We start from the raw sequence: 22,253 nt of genomic DNA, 5'->3' as shown, positions 1-22,253 counted from the left end.
CGTTCGTCCTGAGCCAGGATCAAACTCTCCATATAAGAGTTGATTAAGCTCATAAGTTGTCTTTTCAAAAAAGACTAAAGAATTAACGTTGACGTTTTTGTTCGTTCAGTTTTCAAAGATCAATCCGCCGCTCAAAGGCGACTTTATTATCTTATCAGATTCGATCACCTGAGTCAATAACTTTTTTTAAATTCTTTTTTGTAAGTCGCTGTCTCGCAGCAACGAATATAAATATATCACCTTGCAGGACAACATGCAATATGTTTTTTTCTTTTTTATCCGCAAAAAAGAAAGAAAAAATATTCCCATTATTCTGCTCGGGAAAAAGTATCATTTATGCAGATTTTACGTCCCCAAATCCTTTATATAAAACAAAAAAAAAGACAGAGTACGTACTGTACTCTGCCTGATTTTATTAATTTTAACGATGGCGCATTAACGGGAATAACAGAACATCTCTAATAGAAGGAGAGTTTGTCAGCAGCATAACAAGGCGGTCGATTCCGATGCCAAGTCCTCCAGTTGGCGGCATGCCGTATTCAAGAGCTTCAATGAAGTCGTCATCCATCATATGAGCTTCATCATTACCCTCTTCACGTTCTTTAAGCTGTGCTTCAAAACGCTCGCGCTGGTCAATCGGATCATTCAGCTCAGTGAAAGCATTCGCATGCTCTCGGGCTACAATGAATAATTCAAATCGATCAGTAAAGCGTGGATCTTCTTCATTTTTCTTCGCAAGCGGTGAAATCTCGACAGGATGGCCATAGATGAATGTAGGCTGAATTAATTTCTCTTCAACCTTCTGCTCGAAGAATTCGTTAACAATATGTCCATACTCCATATTGTCTTTGATTTCAACACCGTGTTCTTTGGCTAGCTGCTGTGCTTCTTCCTTGCTTGTTTCTTTCCAAAAGTCTACCCCTGTATATTCCTTAATGGCATCTACCATATGGAGCCTTTTCCATTCAGGCTTAAGATCCACTTCATACTCACCGTATTGCACAGAAGTTGTTCCGAGAACTTCTTGGGCAATGTGGGCAATAAGGTTTTCTGTCAGGCTCATGATATCTCTATAGTCAGCATAAGCCTCGTACAATTCAATCATAGTGAATTCAGGATTGTGCCGTGTAGATACACCTTCATTACGGAATACCCGGCCAATTTCATACACTTTTTCAAGGCCGCCCACAATCAGGCGCTTCAGGTGAAGCTCAATCGCGATACGCATATAAAGTTCCATATCCAGCGCATTATGATGAGTGATAAATGGTCGTGCAGATGCCCCCCCTGCAATGGAATGCATCATAGGTGTTTCAACTTCAAGGTAGCCATGACTGTCAAGGTAGCGGCGCATGGATTGGATAATGCGGCTTCTCGTGATGAAAGTCTGTTTGCTTTCCTCACTCATAATTAGATCCAGGTAACGCTGGCGGTAACGCTGCTCAACGTCTTTAAGACCGTGGAACTTATCCGGAAGAGGACGCAGGGATTTTGTCAGAAGGTCAAATTCCTGCGCTTTAACAGACAATTCGCCTACCTTTGTTTTAAAGAGCGTACCGCTGACCCCAATGATATCTCCCAGGTCGGCAGATTCGAAGATTGCATAGTTCTCTTCCCCAACTGCATCTTTGCGGATGTAGATTTGAATTTGTCCTGATAGATCTTGTATATGAGCGAATCCAGCTTTCCCTTTTCCGCGCTTTGTCATAATACGGCCTGCCAGAGTGACAGAAACATTCTTTTCTTCAATTTCTTCTTTTTCAAGCTCACCGTACTGCTCTATTAATTCTTTGCTTTGGTGTGAACGGTCGAAACGTTTCCCGAAAGGATCCATTCCCTGTTCGCGCAAGCTGTTCATTTTCTCGCGTCTTACTTTTAACTGGTCATTTAATTCTTCATGACTCTGGCTCACTGAAATCATCTCCATTTTGTAAATCTTTTTATGTACGCACAATTCTGCGATCCTTCAAAAATGTATATCTCTATTATTTTACACAAAGTGAGTAAATCAGACATCCTAAATATTTAAATAGAATAAAAACTGCCAGTTCATGCACTGGCAGTTTCCTTTTATCAAAAGTATTATAGGCAAAGAAAGACTGCCTGTCAAACTTTACGCAGCTTATCCTGCCTGTATCTGGCTTCTTTCCTTTTCTTCTGCATCGATCACTAAAGCGTTCAGCAATGTAACAAGATCTTCTCTCGTATCACATTCGTTGACCGCATTGCGGACTTTCGCATTGCCGCGGATACCTTTAAGGTACCACGCTGTATGCTTTCTCATTTCACGGACAGCGATAAATTCACCTTTTAATGAAATCAGGCGGTCGAGGTGAAGAATGCACACATCAATCTTCTCGCGTATAGAAGGCTCACCCATTAATTCACCTGTCTCAAGGTATTTGACTGTGCGGTAAATCATCCATGGGTTTCCTAGTGCAGCACGCCCGATCATGACACCGTCACAGCCTGTTTCGTCCAGCATGCGCTTGGCATCCTCCGGTGTCTGCACATCACCATTTCCGATAAGCGGAATGTTAATGCTCTGCTTCACTTCGCGGATGATATCCCAGTTTGCTTTCCCTTCATACATTTGGACACGCGTACGTCCATGAAGGGCTACAGCTTTACCGCCTGCGCGTTCAACAGCTTGAGCGTTTCTTACAGCATAAATGTGATCTTCATCCCAGCCCATGCGCATTTTCACAGTAACAGGCTTTTCAACAGCGTCCGTTACAACCGAAACCATTTCATAAATTTTATCCGGGTCAAGGAGCCACTTGGCACCTGCATCACATTTGGTGATTTTAGGGACAGGGCATCCCATGTTAATGTCGATGATATCTGCATTTGTATTTTTATCTACAAATTTCGCCGCTTCTACAAGCGTTTCTTTTTCGCCTCCGAAAATTTGCAGGCTTAGCGGCTTTTCTCTTTCATCAATATAGAGCATGTTCATGGTTTTTTCGTTTTTAGTGACAATCCCTTTGTCGCTGACCATCTCAGCACATACGAGACCGGCACCGAATTCTTTTACAGTCAGACGGAAAGCCGAGTTGCACACTCCGGCCATCGGAGCCAGTACAACACGGTTTTTCAGATCGATATCTCCAATTTTGAACATGATTGCACCTCCTTTTAAATCATTCAAACGTATATATTATTCGTGCTCCTGCCTGGGAGCCAATTCTTCCTGTGTTATGTTAAGCGCCAGTGCAATCTGCTCAATTAAAGCCGGTGCAGGCATGCGGTTTCCTCTTTCAATTTCACCTAATATCGAAACCGATACACCGAGCTCTCTCGCAAATCCTTCTTGCGTAAATCCTTTTAACTTTCGAAAAGCGCGAATACGTCTTCCCCATTTTTCTGCTTCCATATCCGTACTCCCTCTCTGTCAGGTATATCTTCCAGTATTGAAATTAAGGGCCTCTCCATCTTCGGAAGCCTGATGCTGGAATCAACCTCTAAAAGAGGAACAAGGACAAATGCTCTTTCATGCATCCGAGGATGAGGAACAATAAGCTTCTCTGTTTCAATATTTTCGTGATTATACAGCAAAATGTCAAGGTCTATTGTCCGGGGGCCCCAATGGATTTCCCTTTTTCTCCCAAGTTTTAATTCTATATCAAGGCATGCATCCAGCAATTTAAAGGGATTTAATCCTGTAGAAATTTGGATCGCCATATTTAAGAATTGTTCTTGATCTTCATACCCAACCGGGTCGGTTTCGTAAATAGATGAAGTATTTACCACTTGGGTATCCGGAAGCTGATCAATCAGCTCAATGGCTTCCTTCAAGTGTTCAAACCGGCTGCCGATGTTTGAGCCGAGTGCAATAAAAGCGGTATTCTTCATGATCTGCCTCTCGTAATTTCAACAGCAACTGATTGATAGTGGCCAGGAATGGGCGGATCAGGCTTGATTACTTTGACAGTCAGCTGCAGAATCAGCGGAAAACGCGAAAGAAGTTCTGCCGCCAGCTTTTCTGCTACAGCTTCAACCAGCTTATAAGGCTTTCCTTCCACAACCTCTTTGCAGACTGCATACAGCTCGCCATAGTTAATGGAGTCATCAAGATTATCTGTCTCCCCGGCTTTTTTCAGATCTGCTTCCACGGTAAGGTCCACAGCAAAGCGCTGGCCAAGCCTCGTTTCTTCCTGAAAAACACCGTGGTAGCCATAAAACTCCATTCGGTTTACATAGATTTTATCCATTGTATTCACCTTTTCCCATTAAAGCGTCCATCATTTTAGCCATTCGGCTCATTTCCTTTACATCATGGATGCGGATCATCTGACATCCTTTTTGGATGCCGTAGCAAACTGTGGCCCCTGTTCCTTCCGTTCTTTCTTCTACCGGAAGGTCCAGGATGGTTCCGATCATCCGCTTTTTCGATGTTCCAAGCAGCACGGGATACCCAACGGCAACAAGCTTGTCCAAATCTCTCATCATTTGCAGGTTATAATTTAAGTCTTTGGCAAAACCGATGCCCGGGTCAAGGATAATCTTCTCGTCCTTAACACCGGCTGACTTTACAAGCGTGATGCTTTCATACAGATCATTCAGGACATCACGGAAAAATGAAGTGTATTCCATATCTTTGCGGTTATGCATTAAGATAATCGGCGCTTCCGTTTCCGCCGCGACGGAAGCCATCTGAGGATCCGCTTTGGCACCCCAGACATCATTGATAATATGAGCCCCGGCTCCAATGGCCTGCCTGGCGACTTCAGCTTTATAGGTATCAATTGATATTGGAACATCTACTTCCTTTGATATCGCCTCAATGACAGGAAGAACACGCTTCAGCTCTTCGTCTTCAGGCACCGGATCAAACCCCGGACGGGTTGATTCTCCCCCGACATCAATAATATCCGCTCCATTTTCAACCATTGCCAGAGCATGCTTGACTGCCAGATCCTGATGACTGTATTTGCCTCCATCCGAGAAGGAGTCTGGCGTTGCATTCAAAATCCCCATTACAATGGTTTTCTTTCCGTAATCCAACGTATACGGTCCACACTGAATTGTTGTTTTAGACATTATGAATCCTCCTACAGTTCATTCCTGCTCCATAAGTATTCACAGTGGTATTCATAGTGAATCTGGAGCTCTCTTGTTTTCTTGCCGGAAAGCCCTGGCATGGGATGGCCATCAAACATGCAAATCGGTACAATTTCCTGAATGGAGTTCGTTATAAAAACTTCATCTGCCCCAACTATAGCTTCCGGCCTATACATGCCTTCCTGGACATTCATCCCCAGTTTCTCTGCAAGCCTCATCACAAATCTTCGGGTAATGCCGTTAAGTATGCCAGTATCAAGCGAGGGCGTAAATAAATGGCCTCCATTAATCCAGAATAGATTCGAAGTGACCCCTTCGGCCAAAAAGCCTTCCTTTGTCAAAAATAACCCTTCTATGCCAGGGTCGTTTCCCGCTTCTTTTTTAGCCAGAATGTTATTTAAATAATGATGGGACTTCAGGCGTTCTGCCCCTTCGGGTGTATTGCGGGGAATCTTCAGCAGCACTGCCTGCTTTTCTGCGCCCGTATTCCTTGAAGAAAGCGGTTTGCAGAAAAGAATCGTATTCGGGTTTGTGTACGGAGCTGTCTGAAGGCCAATCTCCCCGTTTCCCGCTGACACATTCATCCGGATATAGGCATTCTTATAACCGTTTCTTTCAAGCAGCATCTCCAGCGCTCCAAGCACTTGTTCTCTTTTATAACTCGCATTGATATTCAGAACTTCCAGACTCCAATTCAGCCGTTCCAGATGATCATCCAGCAAAAAGGGATGACCATTATAGACACGGAATGTTTCGAACAGCCCCATACCATATAAAAAACCATGATCAAAAGGAGAAACCCTGGCCTCCTCTTTTCTGATAACTTCACCATTCATGTATATAAACAAGGTTAAATCCCCTCTGTCTGCAGTAAAGCTTTGTAATGCTGAATAAAATTCTGAAGGAGTTCCTTTCCGGCCGTCGTCATAATCGATTCCGGATGGAATTGGACACCTTCCAAAGGGAGCTCCTTATGGCGAATGGCCATAATTTCCCCTTCAGCTGTCCAGGCCGAGACCTCAAGGCAAGCTGGCAGAGTCTCCTTTTTTACAATCAGCGAATGGTAGCGGGTGGCAGGAAACGGATTGGGCAAGCCCTTAAAAATTGTTTTCCCATCATGAAAAATTTCGGAGGTTTTTCCATGCATGAGCCGCTCGGCCTGCACAACATCACCACCGAATACTTGAACAATCGATTGATGTCCCAGACAAACGCCAAAAACAGGGATTTTGCCCGCAAAAGCTTCAATAGCTTTCAGACTGATGCCGGCTTCATTCGGGCTGCACGGCCCCGGAGAGATCATTAGGAACTTCGGCTGCAAACTGCCTATTTCAGAAATAGAGGTTTCATCGTTTCTTTTTACAACCAGCTCTTCGCCTAATTCACCGAGATACTGTACGAGATTATACGTAAAAGAGTCGTAATTATCGATCATATAAATCATAGCTGATCCCCTTTTGCCTGTTCTGCAAGTTCTTTTGCTTTCCAAAGAGCAATTGCTTTTTTCAGCGACTCTTTGTATTCATTTTTAGGATTGGAATCAATAACAATGCCGGCACCAGCCTGCACATGGGCCTGTCCTTCTTTAACAAGCATGGTCCGGATGATAATATTCAGTTCCAGGTCGCCGCTGAAATTGATCCAGCCAAGAGAGCCGGTGTATGGGCCCCTTGTGACCGGTTCAAGTTCTTCAATGATTTCCATGGTCCTTACCTTTGGCGCTCCTGTAATGGTCCCTCCCGGAAATACAGCGTCGATGATATCAACAGCATTCTTCCCGTCTGCCAGCTCTCCTTTTACATTGGAGACAATATGCATCACATGTGAGTATTTTTCAATGACCATGAACTCATCCACTGTAACGGTACCATATTTGCAGACTCTTCCAAGGTCATTTCGCTCCAGATCTACCAGCATCACGTGCTCTGCGCGCTCTTTCTCATTTTCAATCAGTTCACTGGCGAGTTTGAGGTCCTCCTCATGGTCCTTCCCGCGGGATCTTGTCCCGGCAATCGGCCGCGTGCTGACGGTGTTTCCTTTTTTCTTAATCAGCAGTTCCGGGGATCCGCTTACAAGCTGGTATCCCGGAGTGTGAAAATACCCCATGTACGGAGAAGGGTTTAACACTCTCAGCTGCTCGTATACCTCCATTGCCTGAATATGAATTGGGCGGCTTTGGCGTACCGAGAGATTTACCTGAAAGACATCTCCCTGTGAAATATACTCCTGAATACTCCTGACGGCAGCCATGAATTCTTCTTCATTCATGGATACACCCAGTGTATTTTCAGCCTGATTGTATTCCGCTTTCGCAGAAGGCTCCTCACTTTCATTCTTCCATCTCTGCTCCCAATTCTCTGCCCATTCCCCATTCGAGTGCTCTTCCCCTTTTTCGTATAAGAAAATCAGCCAGAGCTCTTTGGTTTCATGGTCAAAGACAAAGCATTCTTTATAAATAAAAAAATGAATATCAGGTATCTGCAGATCATCTTGAGCCTCCTTTGGAAGCTTTTCGATATAACGCGCGTAATCATAGCTGATAAACCCTATTGCTCCTCCCTGAAAGTCAGGAAGTTCATCGAGCTTATCTGCTTTATATTGATTCAGCCATTCCTGCATCAAATGAAGGGGGTTGCCTTCCAGCACCTGTTTTTCGCCGTCTCTCAAAATTTCAAGTTCTGAATTTTTGCCTGTTAAAATAGCTTCCGGCTCAAAGGCTGCGATACTGTACCTGCCGCCACGTCCGCTTTCGAGCAGAACATGATGCGCCAATCCCTCCGACAGCGAGCGGTATTGGCGGAAAAACCGATTATATGTATAAGGTATTTTTTTGGCATGGATGTGAAGCTGCTTCAATGATTGTCACCCCTATATATTTCTCTTTTTTCATCATACATGATGTAGGGCATGCTTTCATAATTTTTATTATACGAAACAAAAGCGGAAGCGCCTTGCCCGCGAAAGATGGCAGACTAAGAACGCCCACGTCCTGTGGCAACGTCTGCATAACCCGCATCCTCCAAAAAGCTGTCGATGTTTATGCTGATGAAGCCTTCCTTGTCCTGCGGGCCTCAGGCATAAGACGATTCCTGTAAGAAGGTTCTTTTTTCTGAAAGGAAATGGTTTAGACCTGAGAGTCCCCAGGAGCCGAAACTAGACAAACCGAAATGTGGAGGCGACTGCCCAGGGACGACAAGCATAAGACGAGCCTTGCAAGAAGGTGTTCTTTCCTTCTGGAAAGGATTGGCTTATGTCTCGAGTCCCTAAGGAGCTGAAACTAGACAAGCTTGTGACCTCGAGGGGGTAGGCGCTGGAGCTAGATGCAGACACTCTTCCACAGAGTTATTTACATCGTTCAATTTTGCAGTCGCCCCATACAAAAAAACAGCGGTCATTGGAGACCGCTGTCATATCATTATTCAGCTTCAAATTGGTATAAAGGAGTACTTAAATAACGCTCGCCGTTACTTGGGATAATCGCCAGAACTTTTTTCCCTTTTCCAAGCTCTTTGGCAACTTTTAGGGCCGCACTGATCGCCGCACCAGAGGAAATGCCTCCTAGGATTCCTTCTTCCTTGGCCGCGCGGCGGGCATATTCAAATGCCTCATCGTTTGTAATTTGAATCACTTCATCATAAATCTTTGTATCCAGGGTATCCGGTACAAATCCTGCTCCAATGCCCTGGATTTTATGAGGACCCGGCTTTCCGCCTGATAGTACAGGAGAATCGGTTGGTTCAACTGCGTAAATTTTGATGTTTTTATATTTTTCTTTAAGCACTTGGCCGGCACCTGTAATTGTTCCGCCTGTACCGATTCCGGATATGAATGCATCCAGCTGGTCGCCCATCTGCTCTGTAATTTCAGGTCCTGTTGTTAAACGGTGAATTTCAGGGTTTGCAGGGTTTTCAAACTGCTGAGGCACGAAATAGCCATTTTCCTTTGCCAGTTCCTGCGCCTTGCGGATCGCACCGCCCATTCCTTCCGGTCCAGGTGTGAGTACAAGGTCGGCCCCGTAAGCACGAAGTAAATTTCGGCGCTCCATACTCATCGTCTCCGGCATGACAAGAACCGCTTTATAGCCTTTTGCTGCTGCAATCATCGCTAATCCGATTCCTGTATTTCCACTTGTCGGTTCAATAATGGTATCACCTGGTTTAAGGCTTCCATCTTTCTCTGCGGCAGTGATCATTGCCAGGGCAATACGGTCTTTTACGCTGCTTCCAGGATTCATGTACTCCAATTTCAGATAAACATCTGCACTATTATCATCAACTAAACGGTTTAGTTTCACAATTGGCGTCTGGCCAACAAGGTCTGCAATCGAATTTGCTACACGTACCATTTCCCCACTCCTCATTTCCGACTATTTTTATTGGTTTAATACAAATTTACCAATTCCCAATGGGAATGTCAATGAATTTGATTGCTATTTAAAAGAAAATTCATACTTTTGTCATTATATTTAAACTACCCACTTTTATACATGATACTCAATGTATACAGAAAAAAACACGGAAATCACTCCGTGCTTTTTATTTACTGCTCACCGTAAAACCACTCGACCTCTGCTTCTTTCCAAAAGGGCTTTGCAGAGACAGGAACATCCATCTGCTCAAGAGCGATCTGGCGGCGAATCATGCTCTTCACTTCTTTAAAGGAATAATTTTCTCCCTTTAAATGCTCATGGAGCATTACAACGGCATATCCATTTTCCGTTTTAATCGGCTTGGTCCACTTGCCGGGCTTAAGGGTTTTAACCTGTTCAAAGACTTCTGCCGGTATATGTTCATCATCTTCACTGACATACCCTGCATTCCCCCCCAGGCTGGCGGTAAATTCATCGATCGACCGTTCCATCGCAAGCACAGAGAAGCTCGAGCCTTCATCCAGCTCCTTCAATGTCTGTTCCGCTTCTTCTTTTGTTTTAACGATAATCTGAGAGATGTGATAAGTGTCCGGAACTTGGAACTGACTGCTGTTTTGCTCATAGTAGCTTTTCATTTCTTCTTCAGAGACGGAGACATCGGCAGTCAGCAGTTCTTCAAGAATAAGGTTATTTTTGATTTGCCTGCGCCACTTGTCTTCGCTCATCTCATCGGTGAAATTGCCGCCGTACATGGTCTTGACCATTTTCAGTTCAAGATCTACAGCCTTTTCAGAGACCTTCACCCCGTATTTTTCCCCTGCTTCTTCAATGACCTTCTGATCAATTAATTCACTTAATGTGCTTTTTCCGTATTTTGTTTCCATCTCACTCATCCATTCCTGGCGAGTGATTTTATCTCCCCCGACTTTTGCTACTGCTTCCCCGCTGCCATCGCCTTTAAATAGCAAAAAGGCCAATGTGATTAGGTTCAGCAGCACCAAACCGGCAATAATCATAAAAAGCTGTCTCTTTTCCAAGTGCTCCTCCCCCTAAGAAAAGCGCAAGCGCCTTGCACATCCCCCGACACCTCGAGGGGGCAGGCGCTGGAGCTAGACAATTCTCGAAGTTCAAAGATATGAATTTTAATAATACAATTAGCCCAAGAGCCGCGCTATCCGAACCTCAGCGGCCTTACTTTCAGGAGCCTAAAAGATGCAGGCAGACAGACGCTTTAGCAATTTCAATTATTACTTTACTTCGTTCTTTAATTCTTCGAGTTCTTCTTTAGTGTAGTGGTATTTCTCGTTGCAGAAATGGCAGGATGCTTCTGCCTGGCCATCTTCATCGATCATCTGCTGAATTTCCTCTTCACCCAGACTTATAATCGCATTGGCAAAACGCTCTTTTGAACATGTACAAGTAAAGGAGACAGGAAGCTTTTCAAGGAACTTCACATTGTCTTTGCCAAGGATTGTTTCCAGTAGCTCTTCAGGCGTTAATCCCTGCTGAATTAATTTAGATACAGGCGGAATTTCTTTCAGTCTGTTCTCAATTAATGTAATCGTCTCTTCATCAGTTCCCGGCATAAGCTGCAGAATGAATCCCCCAGCAGCAAGAATGGAATTGTCAGGATTAACAAGAACACCCACTCCGACGGAAGAAGGCACTTGTTCAGAAGTAACAAAGTAATATGTGAAATCATCTCCAAGTTCTCCAGAAATCAGCGGAACCTGTCCTGTGAAGTGCTCTCTCATTCCAATATCCTTCACGACAGTCAGCGTCCCTTCAGTGCCGACCGCGCGGCGCACGTCAAGCTTGCCCTGCTCATTAAGATCGAAGTGCGTCTGCGGGTTTGTTACATAGCCGCGCACCTCTCCCTTAGCATTGCTGTCTACAAGGATGGCGCCAATTGGGCCGCCGCCTTCGATTTTGATAGTCAGCTTGTTATCGCCCTTCAGCATGGCGCCCATCATGACGCCCGCCGTCATGGATCTTCCTAATGCGGCTGAAGCGGTTGGCCATGTATAATGCCTGCGCTGGCCCTCTCCAACTGTTTCGGTAGTGCGAGATGCATAGGCACGGACTTGTCCATCATATGCAAGTGCTTTTACTAAATAATCGCTCATTTTTTTCTCCTTTCTACGAAAAGCGGAAGCGCCTTGCCCACCCCCGACAAGCACAAGCCGAGCCTCGCCGAAAGACGTTCTTAGCCTTTGGGGAGGATTGGCTAGTGACCTAGAGGGGGTAGGCGCTGGAGCTAGACAATTTTCGAGTTCAAAAAGTTTACATTTACTTATCTTCCAGAAAACCGCTTATAATGTCAGCGGCTTTTTAAGCTACGTCCTATTTTTTTATGGTTTCCATATTTCGTTTATAAATAATCTGCAAACCCTTTAAAGTTAAAAATGGATCCACGACATCAATGATATCCGATTCCTGCGCAATTAAACCTGCGAGTCCCCCAGTGGCAATGACAGTAGGTTTTTGCGATGCCTGATCTTTCATTCTTTTTACTATACCTTCAACCTGGCCAACATAACCATATAAAATCCCAGCCTGCATGGCAGATACAGTATTCTTCCCGACAATATGATCAGGACGGGCAATTTCTATTCTTGGAAGCTTGGCGGCACGTGAGTAAAGAGCCTCGGTCGAGATTCCAATTCCCGGGGCAATTGCGCCACCCATATATTGCTTATTTTCATTGATATAGCAATAGGTAGTGGCTGTTCCAAAATCGACAATGACTAACGGGCTTCCATATTCATGAATGGCTGCTATTGCATTGACGATGCGGTCTGCACCTACTTCTCTCGGATTTTCATATTTGATGTTTAAGCCTGTTTTGATTCCAGGACCCACGACAAGGGGCTTAACATGGAAGTATTTCTGGCACATTCTTTCAAGCGAAAACATGATTGGAGGCACTACAGAGGAAATGATAATGCCATCTATATCTGAAAAGGAAAGATTCACATGCTCAAACAGAGACTTCACAATCATTCCGTATTCATCTTCTGTTTTATTCCGGTTGGTTTCAATTCGCCAATGATGCTTTAATTCATCTTGATCATAGACACCCAGAACGATATTCGTATTTCCTACGTCGAAAACAAAGATCAACATTCTCACCACTTTATGATTATTGACTTTTTAACATAAATTGTTGTTACTATATTTAGCCCGTTGAATTCAGCACGGGGCACTTGCTTTTCGCGGGGAAAAATGAAGCCTTCGGGGTCTTCCACTTCTCTCCCGCAGGACATTGAGTAAGACTCCTTGAATTAGCACCGCACAAAGAAAATACGGAAGCATTTTCGAGGATCAAGCACCCTCCGCTGCAATCAACTCAGCAAATTAAAATAAGTTTGCAGTTGAGAGCAACAACCTTTACGAAAATAGCCTTAGCTGATATTTTTTTTACACTGAAAACATCATATCACAACTGTTATTGTTTCGTGTAATCGGAAATTCCAACCGGTCTGGCAATTGATATTTTTCCCGCAAAAAAAAGCGCCCCTAGAGGCGCTTTTGGTTATTTGTCTTTGCGTTCTTCGTCGATGGCAGGAGGCACGTCAGCTTCTGCAGGACTTGAGCCTTCCCTTGTTTCAGGAATTTCGCCTGTTTCAGCATGATCTTCTTTCTTGATGCTGATGTTCACTTTCACATCTTCATCAGTTGAAATAGAAGTCACTGAACGGTCAGGCAGTCTGCCATGATCTGATAAATGCTTGATTTGTTCCGCATCAAGCGTTTCGACTTCAAGCAATGTATTTGCAATCAGATTTAGCTTATCTCGGTTTTCTGTGAGGAGCTTTCTTGCTCTTTCATAAGATTCCTTGATAATGCGCTGGATTTCAAGATCAATTTCATAGGCGATTGCATCTGAATAATTTTGTTCATTATGGAAGTCACGTCCAAGGAAGACCTGGCCGCCCTGAGACTGTCCAAATTGCAATGGTCCAAGCTTATCGCTCATTCCAAATTCGGTTACCATGCGGCGGGCAATGCCTGTCGCACGCTGGAAGTCATTATGGGCACCTGTACTCACTTCGCCGAACACGATTTCCTCTGCAACACGTCCGCCAAGCAAGCCGACAATTTTGTCGAGAAGCTCTGGTTTCGTCTGGAAGTAGCGGTCTTCTTTCGGAAGCATCACTGCGTATCCGCCAGCCTGGCCGCGCGGCACGATTGTCACTTTATGAACCATTTCAGCTTCATCAAGCACTAAACCGATGACTGTATGACCGGCTTCATGGAAAGCAACGATGTTTCTTTCCTTTTGGGAAATAACACGGCTTTTCTTAGCTGGTCCTGCAATAACGCGGTCTGTTGCTTCATCGATATCTTCCATATCGACTTTTTTCTTATTGCGGCGGGCCGCTACAAGCGCTGCTTCATTCAATAGATTTTCAAGGTCTGCACCTGAAAATCCAGGTGTACGCATCGCGATGCTCTTTAAGTTAACCGACTCATCTAAAGGCTTGTTGCGGGCATGTACTTTAAGCACTGCTTCACGGCCTTTGACATCTGGGCGGTCAACTGTAATCTGTCGGTCAAAACGTCCCGGACGCAATAATGCCGGGTCAAGGATATCCGGACGGTTTGTGGCAGCAATGATGATAATTCCTTCATTTGCTCCAAATCCATCCATTTCAACTAGAAGCTGGTTAAGGGTCTGCTCGCGTTCATCGTGTCCGCCGCCTAGGCCGGCACCACGCTGGCGCCCTACAGCATCAATTTCATCGATAAATATAATACATGGCGCGTTCTTTTTCGCATTTTCGAATAAGTCACGGACACGGGAAGCACCCACACCTACGAACATTTCAACGAAATCAGAACCGCTTATGGAGAAGAACGGAACGCCCGCTTCACCGGCTGCCGCCCGTGCAAGCAAGGTTTTACCTGTTCCTGGAGGTCCTACAAGAAGAACCCCTTTGGGAATTCTTGCTCCCAATTCAGCAAATTTGCGCGGGTCTTTAAGGAACTCAACGACCTCAACTAGCTCCTGCTTTTCTTCATCGGCGCCTGCAACATCTTTAAAGCGCACTTTCTTTTTGCTTTCATCATAAAGCTTGGCTTTGCTTTTGCCGAAGTTCATCACACGGCTTCCTCCGCCCTGCGCCTGGTTCAGCAGGAAGAAGAATAGTATGAAGATGATGATGAAAGGAATGATTGACGTAAAGAATGTCACCCATCCGCTTGTTTCCTTAGCCGGCATGACTTCTACATCTGAAGACTGGGCTAATTGATCCACACGGTCAAGGATATTATCATTGTTCATGATATAAGTCAGGAAGTATTTGCCCTCCTCATATCCTTCAAGCTGACCCCGTACTTCAAATACACCTCTCTCAGGCTGAAGGGAAATGGACGTAATGTCGCCGCTTTCCAAGTGATCAACAAATTTATTATAAGAGATGTGCTCCGTTGGTTCATTGTTGCCGTTAAAGAAGCTGACAACTCCAATAATGACTAAAAATATTAATAAATAAAAGATGGTATTCCGGAAGATCCGATTCATCCCTTACCTCCTCCCACGGTAAACAAACTATAGTGTATAGTATCATAGAAAATCGTGCCAATACAAGGAATTAGACTTCTTAAAACCGGGTGATTCTTGTTTCAGTAAAGGGCTTTAATGCAAGATCAATGCTTAGGATTTCCTTAATCGTTGTTGCTGTATACTTCCGGCTTCAGGACTCCAATATATGGAAGATTGCGGTATTTTTCCGCGTAATCCAGGCCGTAGCCGACTACGAATTCATCAGGAACAATAAATCCTACATAATCAGCTTTGATATCAGCCTTTCTTCCTGTTGGCTTGTCAAGCAGTGTTACAATCTTAATGCTTTTCGCTTTTCTGTAGCGGAACAGCTCAACAAGATAGCTGAGTGTCAAGCCGCTGTCGATGATATCCTCAATGATCAGAATATCTCTGCCTTCCACAGAAGTATCAAGATCTTTCAGAATTTTCACTTCTCCTGAAGAAACCATTGAATTCCCATAGCTTGAAACATCCATGAAGTCCATCTCAAGATATGTATCCACACGCTTTAAAAGGTCGCTCATAAAAGGCATTGCTCCTTTTAACACCCCAATGGCAAGCGGGAATCGGTCCTGGTATTCTTCAGTGAGTTCAGCAGCAAGGGATTTAATCTTATCCTGCAGCTCCTCTTCCGAAAATAGTACTTTTTCAATATCATTTTTCATCATTTATTGTGCCCCCTAGAAGATCATTGCTTTATGTATTTTAAAATAATATAGCTGGTACAAGATTGCTGCTCCCTATCATCATGTGATTTCTTCAAACCAGGCACCCACAGGATCCTGCCTTGTGCATCTGTCACAATTGGCCATGTTTTCCGATCATGCAGCGGTACTTTATGATCGATGAAAATGTCCTTTATCTTTCGGGACCCTTGCATTCCTTTAAGCGTCATGCGGTCTCCCTTTTCCCTAGTCCTGATAATGATTGGAAAAGAAACACTCTCCCTGTCTAATACCAGGGTATCATTGTTTAGAATTCCATCAGAACAGTCAGCATATTCAAGGATAATCGATCCGCTGTTTGGGAGTTTAATGCATGCAGGTTCGAAGATTTCATATCGATAGGATTGTACAGGTTCCTTCGGGAATAAGAAGTGGCATTGCCGGTAGGAGCGTACAATATGTAAACCGCCTGGAAAATCTAGATTTCCCGATGGATGAGGACTTTTCATTAAGGAAAAAATGCTCTCAATATGAGATGCCGATAACGATGCCGGCCTTTCCTTATAAAGATAGTTTAATATTAGTTGAATCCCTCTCCTTTGTAAAGGCATTGGCATTGCCTCGAAAGCATCGATATCCATACTAATTTCCTCATTGGCCTTCTTTTTCATTACTGTATTCATTTTGTGGACCGTTAATTCCTGCAGATATGCTTCATCACTTTGCAAATCTTCACTGAATCTTTGAAAATGCTCATGCACCTGAGGGTTTTCTTTTCTCAGGAATGGGAGCACTTCCTGTCTGAATCGGTTGCGGCTGTATATGCCTTTTTCATTGCTTGGATCCCGCCGGGGGTTCAGGCGTTCCTTCAGGCAGTAGTCTTCGATTTCGGCCCTATTCAAGCACAGGAAAGGGCGGATGATAAAATAATCGCCAAATGGACGCTTGAAAGGAATTCCTGCTCTTGCGCTGCCGGTGCTTCCCCTTGTGAGCCGCATTAATATGGTTTCAACCTGGTCATCGCCATGATGTCCCAGCGCTATGTACTCTGCCCCATATTTCTTGGCGGTTCTTTGATAGAAGCTGTAGCGGCAATCCCTTGCAGCTGTCTGGGAACTCTTCCCGGACTTCTCCATATACTCCGGTACATTCGCTCTTTCCATTTCAAATGGAATGGCTTTCTTTCTGCAGTAATCCTTCACAAACATGGCGTCCTGAAAAGATTCCTCGCCTCTGAACATATGATCGACATGAGCGGCGATTAGTTCTATTTGAAGCTGCTGTCTCTGGTTCCAAAAATAATGAAGCAGGGCGATTGAATCCGGTCCTCCCGATACACCGACTACTATTTTCTTATTATTTAAATCCAATCCCTTTTTCTTAAGGAAAGCACTCACTTTCTCTTGGAGCATAGGCTTCTTCCTTATCCGATAGAAATATATTTATCGCTGACAATCAGAGAAAAAAATCATCCTCTATATTGAAGTTTCACTTTATACTACCCCTGCAAAGGGCAGCGTAATCCTTCATATAGAAAAGCATATCATTTTTAAAGGGTAAATATCAAAAGGGATTAAGCTTACTATACGAATCAGGGAGAAGAAAGTTTCATTTTTCTCAAATTTAAAGCAGCTGCCCATAAATATATAAGAAATAAAGAAGCGTCACGATAAGGGTAATCAGCAGAGTTTCAAAGATGCTCCCTTTCTGTTTTTTCTGCCTGTACACTTGCCTGCTGGCAGGCTGAGGACGGGCTTTTTGTCCGGCGTTCCTGTTTCCCGTGCTCCTTTGCACAGGATTTGAACGAGTGAGCTGGAGCATATCATTTCTCATTTCACCAGCCGAGCTATAGTGGCCTTGCAGGGCATTTAGAATAACATCTTCGTATTTCAGCAGCTCTTTCTTTTGGCGGACCATCATTTTGAGCTGTTTGAGGTCACCGGTTGTCTTGGCAAACCTTTTTGGGTATGCCGTATTGATTATAATCATGGCTGCAGCAAAGAGATCGTAGGCCGGGTCAGCCTTTCTGGTCCCCAATCCCCAATAGCCGCGATCATAAAACTCGGTAAATTCTTTTATCGCCCTGCCTTGAATGGTGGTTCCACCCACATCTATGGTGCGTATTTTTGAAGGAGGGCCTGTTACGATCAAATTATCCGGCTTTAAATCACCGAAAACCCAGCCCGTTTTATGCAAGGAATCAAGATCGTTCAGCAGCTGTACGATTAAAACACCGGTCCAGGATGACCCTTTTTGCTGGATAAATGTCAGTAAATCAGGGCCCTGTATATATTCCATTACATAGAACGAAACCTTTCCGCTTCTCCTATCCCAATCATCCACATCAAGCAAAGAAGGCCCGAGGGCAGAGCCTTGGACCTTTGCAAAGGATTTAAGGACGTTCACTTCAGACGTGATGGACATCCCGTTATCACTCATTTTCAAAGCAACCTGCTGATTTTGGTTTTTAGCGAGATAAACAATCCCATTCGCACCATACCCTAATTCCTTTATAATGGTATATCGGTTTCGGTGCCACTTTCCTTCAATTACAGTACCAGGGTTTACTTTACACTGACTCTTCAAAGAATGATTCATCATCACGGGAAAGCAGACTCCTTAATGAACGTTTTTTCTTGAAATGGTTTAAGGCCTCTTGAATAGCCGGACCTGTAGGCGTAATCCCTCCTGTTGTCAATTTCGAGAAAATGCTGGTCAGCGATTCAAGATTCGGCGTCCAATCCAGCAGTTTTTCGACATCTTTCTTTTTCCCGGGAAATACGAATACGGAAAATCGGTTATCACCAGATCGTGCATTAAGGCTTAGAGAAAGATCCAGCAAGGCTTCCTTAACGGTTGGAAGCTTATGTTTCATGCTTGCACTGGTATCCACGAGAACCAGCACTTCAAGTTCGACTGTCTCACCCAGTTCATCCACAACCTCCATCACCTCGCCGCGCTGATCAGGCGGAAGGTCCTCCATTGTTTTGGAACCGCCGAGGATCTGCTGAAGCTCCTTGTTCACAACTCCCTGAAGGGTCTGGGTCATGGCTTTTCTCGTCACCATCTGTACCGTCTGGGACAGCTGCTGAGAGTAGACAACCTGACTGACACCGCCTCCTGACATCGCGATTCCTTCAATTTCATTCATTCCCTGCTCATCAATGACATCCTGCTCCATGACTCCGATGACATTCACAGTTATTCCCTGCTCCTTGGCCAAGGCCGCCATGGCAACGGGATCTTCACCCTGATTTGAACAGCCATCCGTTATCAGTAAAATTTGCTTCAATGTTCCTGTTTTCATTTGAATCTCCCCTCCACATTTGAGTTGTTAGCATTTTCGACTGAAAGGAGGGGATTTATACCTAAGAAATGCGGAAGCACCTTGTTCACCCCCGCTAAGCATAAGACGAACCCTGCAAGAAGGTGTTCTTCCCTTCTGGAAGGGATTGGCAAATCTTTCGTCCCTGGGAGCCGCAGCTTGATAAGCTTATGACCTCGATGGGGCAGGTGCTGAGCTGGACAATTATCTAATTTAGAGACTTTATTGAGTTATTTAGCAATGAGCAAATTAATCAGTTGGCCTTTTGGCGCATGGCATGTACGGGAATGCTGGTCCATTTCGGAGTATTGTGTTTGACCTTTGACACAACCACCGTCATATCATCTTCAATATTCCCGGATCTTGACCTGATGACCTCTTCCATAATTAAATCGGCCACTTCTTGAGGGTCGTCCGTCTTCAACTCGGATACCTTGCGCTTCATCCACAAATCAAAGTTCTCGACATGCTTCGGCCCTTCAAAAACGCCATCACTCATCATGATCAGCAAATCTCCGGCTTTAAGCTGCTCACTGACCACATCTACATCAAATTCCTGAATGATTCCCATCGGGAGATTGCTGGCCTGAATTTTTATTACCTTATGGCCTCTCTTTACAAAGCTTGGAGTTGATCCAATTTTCAAAAATTTCGCGTCGGCATTCTGCAGATCAATCATAGCCAAATCCAAGGTGGAGAAAATTTCGTCTGTTGTCCTTAAAGAAAGAACGGAATTGACTGATTTAATGGCGACCTGCTCTTCAATGCCCGATTGAAGAATTTTCTGCAGGAGCTGAAGTGTTTCCTGGCTTTCCGCATGAGCCCGTTCCCCATTGCCCATTCCATCACTGATGGCAATCGCAAACTTTCCGCAGCCCAGTTCGATAGTGGAATAGCTGTCCCCTGATACTAAACCGCCGTCCTTCGCAGCATGTGCAACGCCAGTTTCAACCACGAATGCCTTGGCTGACCGGAATGTGACATGGCAGTATCCATTTGGGAACGCGGCGCATTCCTCTGAATTTACTAATATCGTTTCTCCCAAAATATCAGATAGCATTGGTGCAATTAGCTTTTCGCATTCCCCATGCCCCTGGCAATATGGGATGGTCATATCAATGTCGACATTTCCCTGCTCCAGGCTGTAAATTTCCACCTGCTCGATATGAATGCCAAACTCCTGAAGTGCTTCAAGAATCTGTTCTTCCTGCTTATGATGATTTTCCCGCTCTCGCTGGATTTCTTTCGCAAAATCCCCCATTACCTCCGAAACACCCATCAGCTGATCAGCTACCAGCCTTCTGCTTTCCTGAACCTGCTTCTTCAGCTTTTGGTTCGCCTTAAAATAAGTCAGCTCCTGCTGTACAGCTTCAGTCACTTTTTTCGATCTTGTGCAGTACTTTTCCCAATCCCTCGCAAGCTTTGGAGAAAGAGCACCTTCATTGTTGTCCACATCGTGCATAATATCCATCATATAGTCATAGGTTGTATTAAAGTTCTTTGACCAGCAATGATCTTTCTTAAAGCAGGTCTGGCATGTTTTTTCCGTTACATTGCTTAAGAAATAATCCACTTCCCTATCACCGTCTTCCTCCCATTCAGATGGCTCATTATGAGAGGAGAAGCTTTTGGAAAGGGCTTGGAAGACGCTTGAGAACTGGGCAACACGCTGTGCTGTCACATCGCGCATTTTTCTCATATAATGCTGCTGCTCAGCGGCATATTCAGGCGTCCCCGGGATGTGCTTGGCCAATTTCATCGTTAAAGCCTGCGGAGTTAATAAAAATAAGAGAATCGCTGCGCCTGTTTCATACAGAGTTTTCATGAGATTTCCGCTTCCTTCTCCATACATGCCCATCAGGAGTGTCGCAATCAGAAGGCCGAATGCCACACCGAACTTCCTGCCTTCTTTTAAAAGACCGCCTAATAGACCCGCGAAGGCCAGCAGACTCATATGATAAAAGCTCGATATATTCGCAAGGGAGAAGATCAGACCGGTTACCACCCCTACTGTAGAACCGACGGTGGCTCCTGCTACAAAGGCAAAGAGCAGGACAAGATAGCGAGACATAATATGCTCGACCGAAAGATCATAGACCGTCCAGCCGATCGTTCCCGTCATGACAGATGCCAGCATAATGATCAGGCAGACAATTTCTTCGGTTTTCAGTGATTGTCTGCGTTTATTTATCGAAAGCAGCGGCAGACCCTGCAGGAAAATCAGCGTTAGAATGAAACCAAGGCCTGATTCAATACCGGCCATCATTCCATCATATAAAGTCAGCTGGCCCTTCGTAATGAAAGCCTCCAGGAGCTTGCCTCCTAAAAGAGTGAAGAACACGTAAAAAGGCAGTGCCCTGATTTCATTATGCAGCCATTTTTTCGAGACCCGGAAGGCAAATAAAAAGATGAAGGTTATTCCAAAAGCAGATACAGCATTGGAGATGGACAATGTGGCAGCGCCTGCCATTAATCCCACTAGGGCCAGGGGCGCCTTATCCCTTCGTATGAAATAAACCGCTGCAAAAAACGGAAGGCTAAATGGGGTAAGCTTCGCCAATATCAAGGCTCTTCCAAGCAAAAAGCCAATGATCAGCAGAACATAGCCTTTTTTCAGAAAGAAATTCTCCAACCCCGAGTGGAGTTTTTTTAAGCCTTTGGCAAAATCCAGTTTCGGTTTGTTGAAGGGCACTTCCCCGATCGGCTCCATTACATTCCTTTCTACCTTTTCCATTAAACTACACTCCCCATATTTTTATCGTTGCTGACAATTATAAAATCCAGCGCTCCAGAAGTTTGTCAAAATAGCAGACAAGCCCCGGCTTTTCGTTCGACGGTTTTCCACTATATATGGGGATAGATAACAAGATTTAAAATTGGTCTTTCTGAAGTTCCGCTTGGTTCTGACAAAAAAAGTAAACAAACCCTTGGAACGACAGCTTTCCGCGGAAAGAGAAGCTTGGAAGAAATTGACGAAGAGGCAAGGGAAATTTACGACATATTTCTTTAAATATCTTATTGACTTCCTTTTTAAAAATTTGTATTATAAATCTTGTGCTTCAGAGCACATCTATAAATCTATAAAAATATGGCGGTGTAGCTCAGCTGGCTAGAGCGTACGGTTCATACCCGTGAGGTCGGGGGTTCGATCCCCTCCGCCGCTATCTGAAATATTCGAGGTTTGAGCTTAAACCACTCAAGCTCCTCAAAATTCAATATTATCCTGGCCCGTTGGTCAAGCGGTTAAGACACCGCCCTTTCACGGCGGTAACACGGGTT

At 44.5% G+C, this 22,253-nt stretch carries 19 protein-coding genes and 1 tRNA gene; 1 reads left to right on the top strand and 19 read right to left on the bottom strand.

Annotation, left to right across the window (positions count from 1 at the left end; all coding sequences use genetic code 11):
* Positions 1-421: 421 nt before the first annotated feature.
* The 19 genes from lysS to spoIIE all read right to left on the bottom strand — a co-directional run bounded on the left by lysS (position 422) and on the right by spoIIE (position 21,708).
* The gene (gene lysS / locus NR125_RS27840; RefSeq protein WP_026041724.1) at positions 422-1,921 is read right to left on the bottom strand and encodes a lysine--tRNA ligase; all 1,500 of its coding nucleotides are present in this window, start codon (positions 1,919-1,921) and stop codon (positions 422-424) included.
* 201 nt (positions 1,922-2,122) lie between these two features.
* Positions 2,123-3,124 carry a tRNA dihydrouridine synthase DusB gene (gene dusB, locus NR125_RS27835; RefSeq protein WP_009336626.1) on the bottom strand — a complete coding sequence of 334 codons (1,002 nt, stop codon included), beginning with the start codon at positions 3,122-3,124 and terminating at the stop codon, positions 2,123-2,125.
* Between the two features lie 36 nt (positions 3,125-3,160).
* The gene (locus NR125_RS27830; protein ID WP_009336627.1) at positions 3,161-3,376 is read right to left on the bottom strand and encodes a helix-turn-helix domain-containing protein; all 216 of its coding nucleotides are present in this window, start codon (positions 3,374-3,376) and stop codon (positions 3,161-3,163) included.
* Positions 3,328-3,855 carry a 2-amino-4-hydroxy-6-hydroxymethyldihydropteridine diphosphokinase gene (gene folK, locus NR125_RS27825; protein WP_009336628.1) on the bottom strand — a complete coding sequence of 176 codons (528 nt, stop codon included), beginning with the start codon at positions 3,853-3,855 and terminating at the stop codon, positions 3,328-3,330. The genes NR125_RS27830 and folK overlap by 49 nt, the downstream gene beginning before the upstream one ends.
* Positions 3,852-4,214, bottom strand: a complete 363-nt coding sequence (folB, locus tag NR125_RS27820; protein WP_009336629.1) for a dihydroneopterin aldolase — start codon at positions 4,212-4,214, stop codon at positions 3,852-3,854. The genes folK and folB overlap by 4 nt, the downstream gene beginning before the upstream one ends.
* Entirely contained in the window at positions 4,207-5,043 is an 837-nt protein-coding gene (gene folP, locus NR125_RS27815) for a dihydropteroate synthase (protein WP_009336630.1), read from the bottom strand. Before folP ends, folB begins: the two co-directional genes overlap by 8 nt.
* Before the next feature lie 11 nt (positions 5,044-5,054).
* Positions 5,055-5,912, bottom strand: coding sequence for an aminodeoxychorismate lyase (gene pabC, locus NR125_RS27810; protein ID WP_009336631.1), 858 nt, complete (start codon positions 5,910-5,912; stop codon positions 5,055-5,057).
* Between the two features lie 2 nt (positions 5,913-5,914).
* Positions 5,915-6,508: an aminodeoxychorismate/anthranilate synthase component II gene (gene pabA / locus NR125_RS27805; protein WP_256816602.1), complete on the bottom strand. Its 594-nt coding sequence runs from the start codon at positions 6,506-6,508 to the stop codon at positions 5,915-5,917.
* Positions 6,505-7,920 (bottom strand): aminodeoxychorismate synthase, component I, encoded by a 1,416-nt coding sequence (gene pabB / locus NR125_RS27800; RefSeq protein ID WP_256816600.1) that lies wholly within the window; start codon positions 7,918-7,920, stop codon positions 6,505-6,507. Before pabB ends, pabA begins: the two co-directional genes overlap by 4 nt.
* A gap of 559 nt (positions 7,921-8,479) precedes the next feature.
* Positions 8,480-9,409: a cysteine synthase A gene (gene cysK / locus NR125_RS27795; protein ID WP_009336634.1), complete on the bottom strand. Its 930-nt coding sequence runs from the start codon at positions 9,407-9,409 to the stop codon at positions 8,480-8,482.
* Between the two features lie 194 nt (positions 9,410-9,603).
* Positions 9,604-10,470 (bottom strand): peptidyl-prolyl cis-trans isomerase, encoded by an 867-nt coding sequence (locus tag NR125_RS27790; RefSeq protein WP_009336635.1) that lies wholly within the window; start codon positions 10,468-10,470, stop codon positions 9,604-9,606.
* A 210-nt stretch (positions 10,471-10,680) separates the two neighbouring features.
* Positions 10,681-11,559, bottom strand: a complete 879-nt coding sequence (gene hslO / locus NR125_RS27785; protein WP_009336636.1) for an Hsp33 family molecular chaperone HslO — start codon at positions 11,557-11,559, stop codon at positions 10,681-10,683.
* A gap of 217 nt (positions 11,560-11,776) precedes the next feature.
* Complete coding sequence (locus NR125_RS27780) at positions 11,777-12,556, bottom strand: type III pantothenate kinase (protein ID WP_026041723.1); 780 nt, start codon at positions 12,554-12,556, stop codon at positions 11,777-11,779.
* Between the two features lie 412 nt (positions 12,557-12,968).
* Positions 12,969-14,960 carry an ATP-dependent zinc metalloprotease FtsH gene (gene ftsH, locus NR125_RS27775; protein ID WP_256816597.1) on the bottom strand — a complete coding sequence of 664 codons (1,992 nt, stop codon included), beginning with the start codon at positions 14,958-14,960 and terminating at the stop codon, positions 12,969-12,971.
* 143 nt (positions 14,961-15,103) lie between these two features.
* Entirely contained in the window at positions 15,104-15,649 is a 546-nt protein-coding gene (gene hpt / locus NR125_RS27770; protein ID WP_256816608.1) for a hypoxanthine phosphoribosyltransferase, read from the bottom strand.
* Positions 15,650-15,672: 23 nt separating this feature from the next.
* The gene (tilS, locus tag NR125_RS27765; RefSeq protein WP_256816595.1) at positions 15,673-17,061 is read right to left on the bottom strand and encodes a tRNA lysidine(34) synthetase TilS; all 1,389 of its coding nucleotides are present in this window, start codon (positions 17,059-17,061) and stop codon (positions 15,673-15,675) included.
* 211 nt (positions 17,062-17,272) lie between these two features.
* Entirely contained in the window at positions 17,273-18,250 is a 978-nt protein-coding gene (locus NR125_RS27760; protein ID WP_256816594.1) for a protein kinase domain-containing protein, read from the bottom strand.
* Positions 18,219-18,956: a VWA domain-containing protein gene (locus NR125_RS27755; RefSeq protein WP_009336644.1), complete on the bottom strand. Its 738-nt coding sequence runs from the start codon at positions 18,954-18,956 to the stop codon at positions 18,219-18,221. Before NR125_RS27755 ends, NR125_RS27760 begins: the two co-directional genes overlap by 32 nt.
* Positions 18,957-19,227: 271 nt before the next feature.
* Entirely contained in the window at positions 19,228-21,708 is a 2,481-nt protein-coding gene (gene spoIIE, locus NR125_RS27750) for a stage II sporulation protein E (RefSeq protein ID WP_251157486.1), read from the bottom strand.
* A gap of 356 nt (positions 21,709-22,064) precedes the next feature.
* On the opposite strand from spoIIE, the gene NR125_RS27745 reads away from it, so the two are divergent.
* Positions 22,065-22,138 (top strand) — tRNA-Met (locus NR125_RS27745).
* Positions 22,139-22,253 lie beyond the last annotated feature (115 nt).

The organism is Cytobacillus sp. Bac17 (assembly GCF_024519925.1).
GTDB lineage: Bacteria > Bacillota > Bacilli > Bacillales > Cytobacillaceae > Cytobacillus > Cytobacillus pseudoceanisediminis.
Note: the sequence above shows the minus strand (reverse complement) of the source record. Positions and strands in the feature narration are given on the sequence as shown.

Bases quoted from the DNA above. Each gene is read 5' to 3' on its own strand.
- NR125_RS27755 (WP_009336644.1), bottom strand. From the start codon at position 18,956: ATGAAAACAGGAACATTGAAGCAAATTTTACTGATAACGGATGGCTGT.
- folB (WP_009336629.1), bottom strand. From the start codon at position 4,214: ATGGATAAAATCTATGTAAACCGAATGGAGTTTTATGGCTACCACGGT.
- lysS (WP_026041724.1), bottom strand. From the start codon at position 1,921: ATGATTTCAGTGAGCCAGAGTCATGAAGAATTAAATGACCAGTTAAAA.
- folK (WP_009336628.1), bottom strand. From the start codon at position 3,855: ATGAAGAATACCGCTTTTATTGCACTCGGCTCAAACATCGGCAGCCGG.
- tilS (WP_256816595.1), bottom strand. From the start codon at position 17,061: ATGCTCCAAGAGAAAGTGAGTGCTTTCCTTAAGAAAAAGGGATTGGAT.
- dusB (WP_009336626.1), bottom strand. From the start codon at position 3,124: ATGTTCAAAATTGGAGATATCGATCTGAAAAACCGTGTTGTACTGGCT.
- pabA (WP_256816602.1), bottom strand. From the start codon at position 6,508: ATGATTTATATGATCGATAATTACGACTCTTTTACGTATAATCTCGTA.
- cysK (WP_009336634.1), bottom strand. From the start codon at position 9,409: ATGGTACGTGTAGCAAATTCGATTGCAGACCTTGTTGGCCAGACGCCA.
- hslO (WP_009336636.1), bottom strand. From the start codon at position 11,559: ATGAGCGATTATTTAGTAAAAGCACTTGCATATGATGGACAAGTCCGT.
- hpt (WP_256816608.1), bottom strand. From the start codon at position 15,649: ATGAAAAATGATATTGAAAAAGTACTATTTTCGGAAGAGGAGCTGCAG.
- spoIIE (WP_251157486.1), bottom strand. From the start codon at position 21,708: ATGGAAAAGGTAGAAAGGAATGTAATGGAGCCGATCGGGGAAGTGCCC.
- NR125_RS27760 (WP_256816594.1), bottom strand. From the start codon at position 18,250: ATGATGAATCATTCTTTGAAGAGTCAGTGTAAAGTAAACCCTGGTACT.
- NR125_RS27830 (WP_009336627.1), bottom strand. From the start codon at position 3,376: ATGGAAGCAGAAAAATGGGGAAGACGTATTCGCGCTTTTCGAAAGTTA.
- ftsH (WP_256816597.1), bottom strand. From the start codon at position 14,960: ATGAATCGGATCTTCCGGAATACCATCTTTTATTTATTAATATTTTTA.
- folP (WP_009336630.1), bottom strand. From the start codon at position 5,043: ATGTCTAAAACAACAATTCAGTGTGGACCGTATACGTTGGATTACGGA.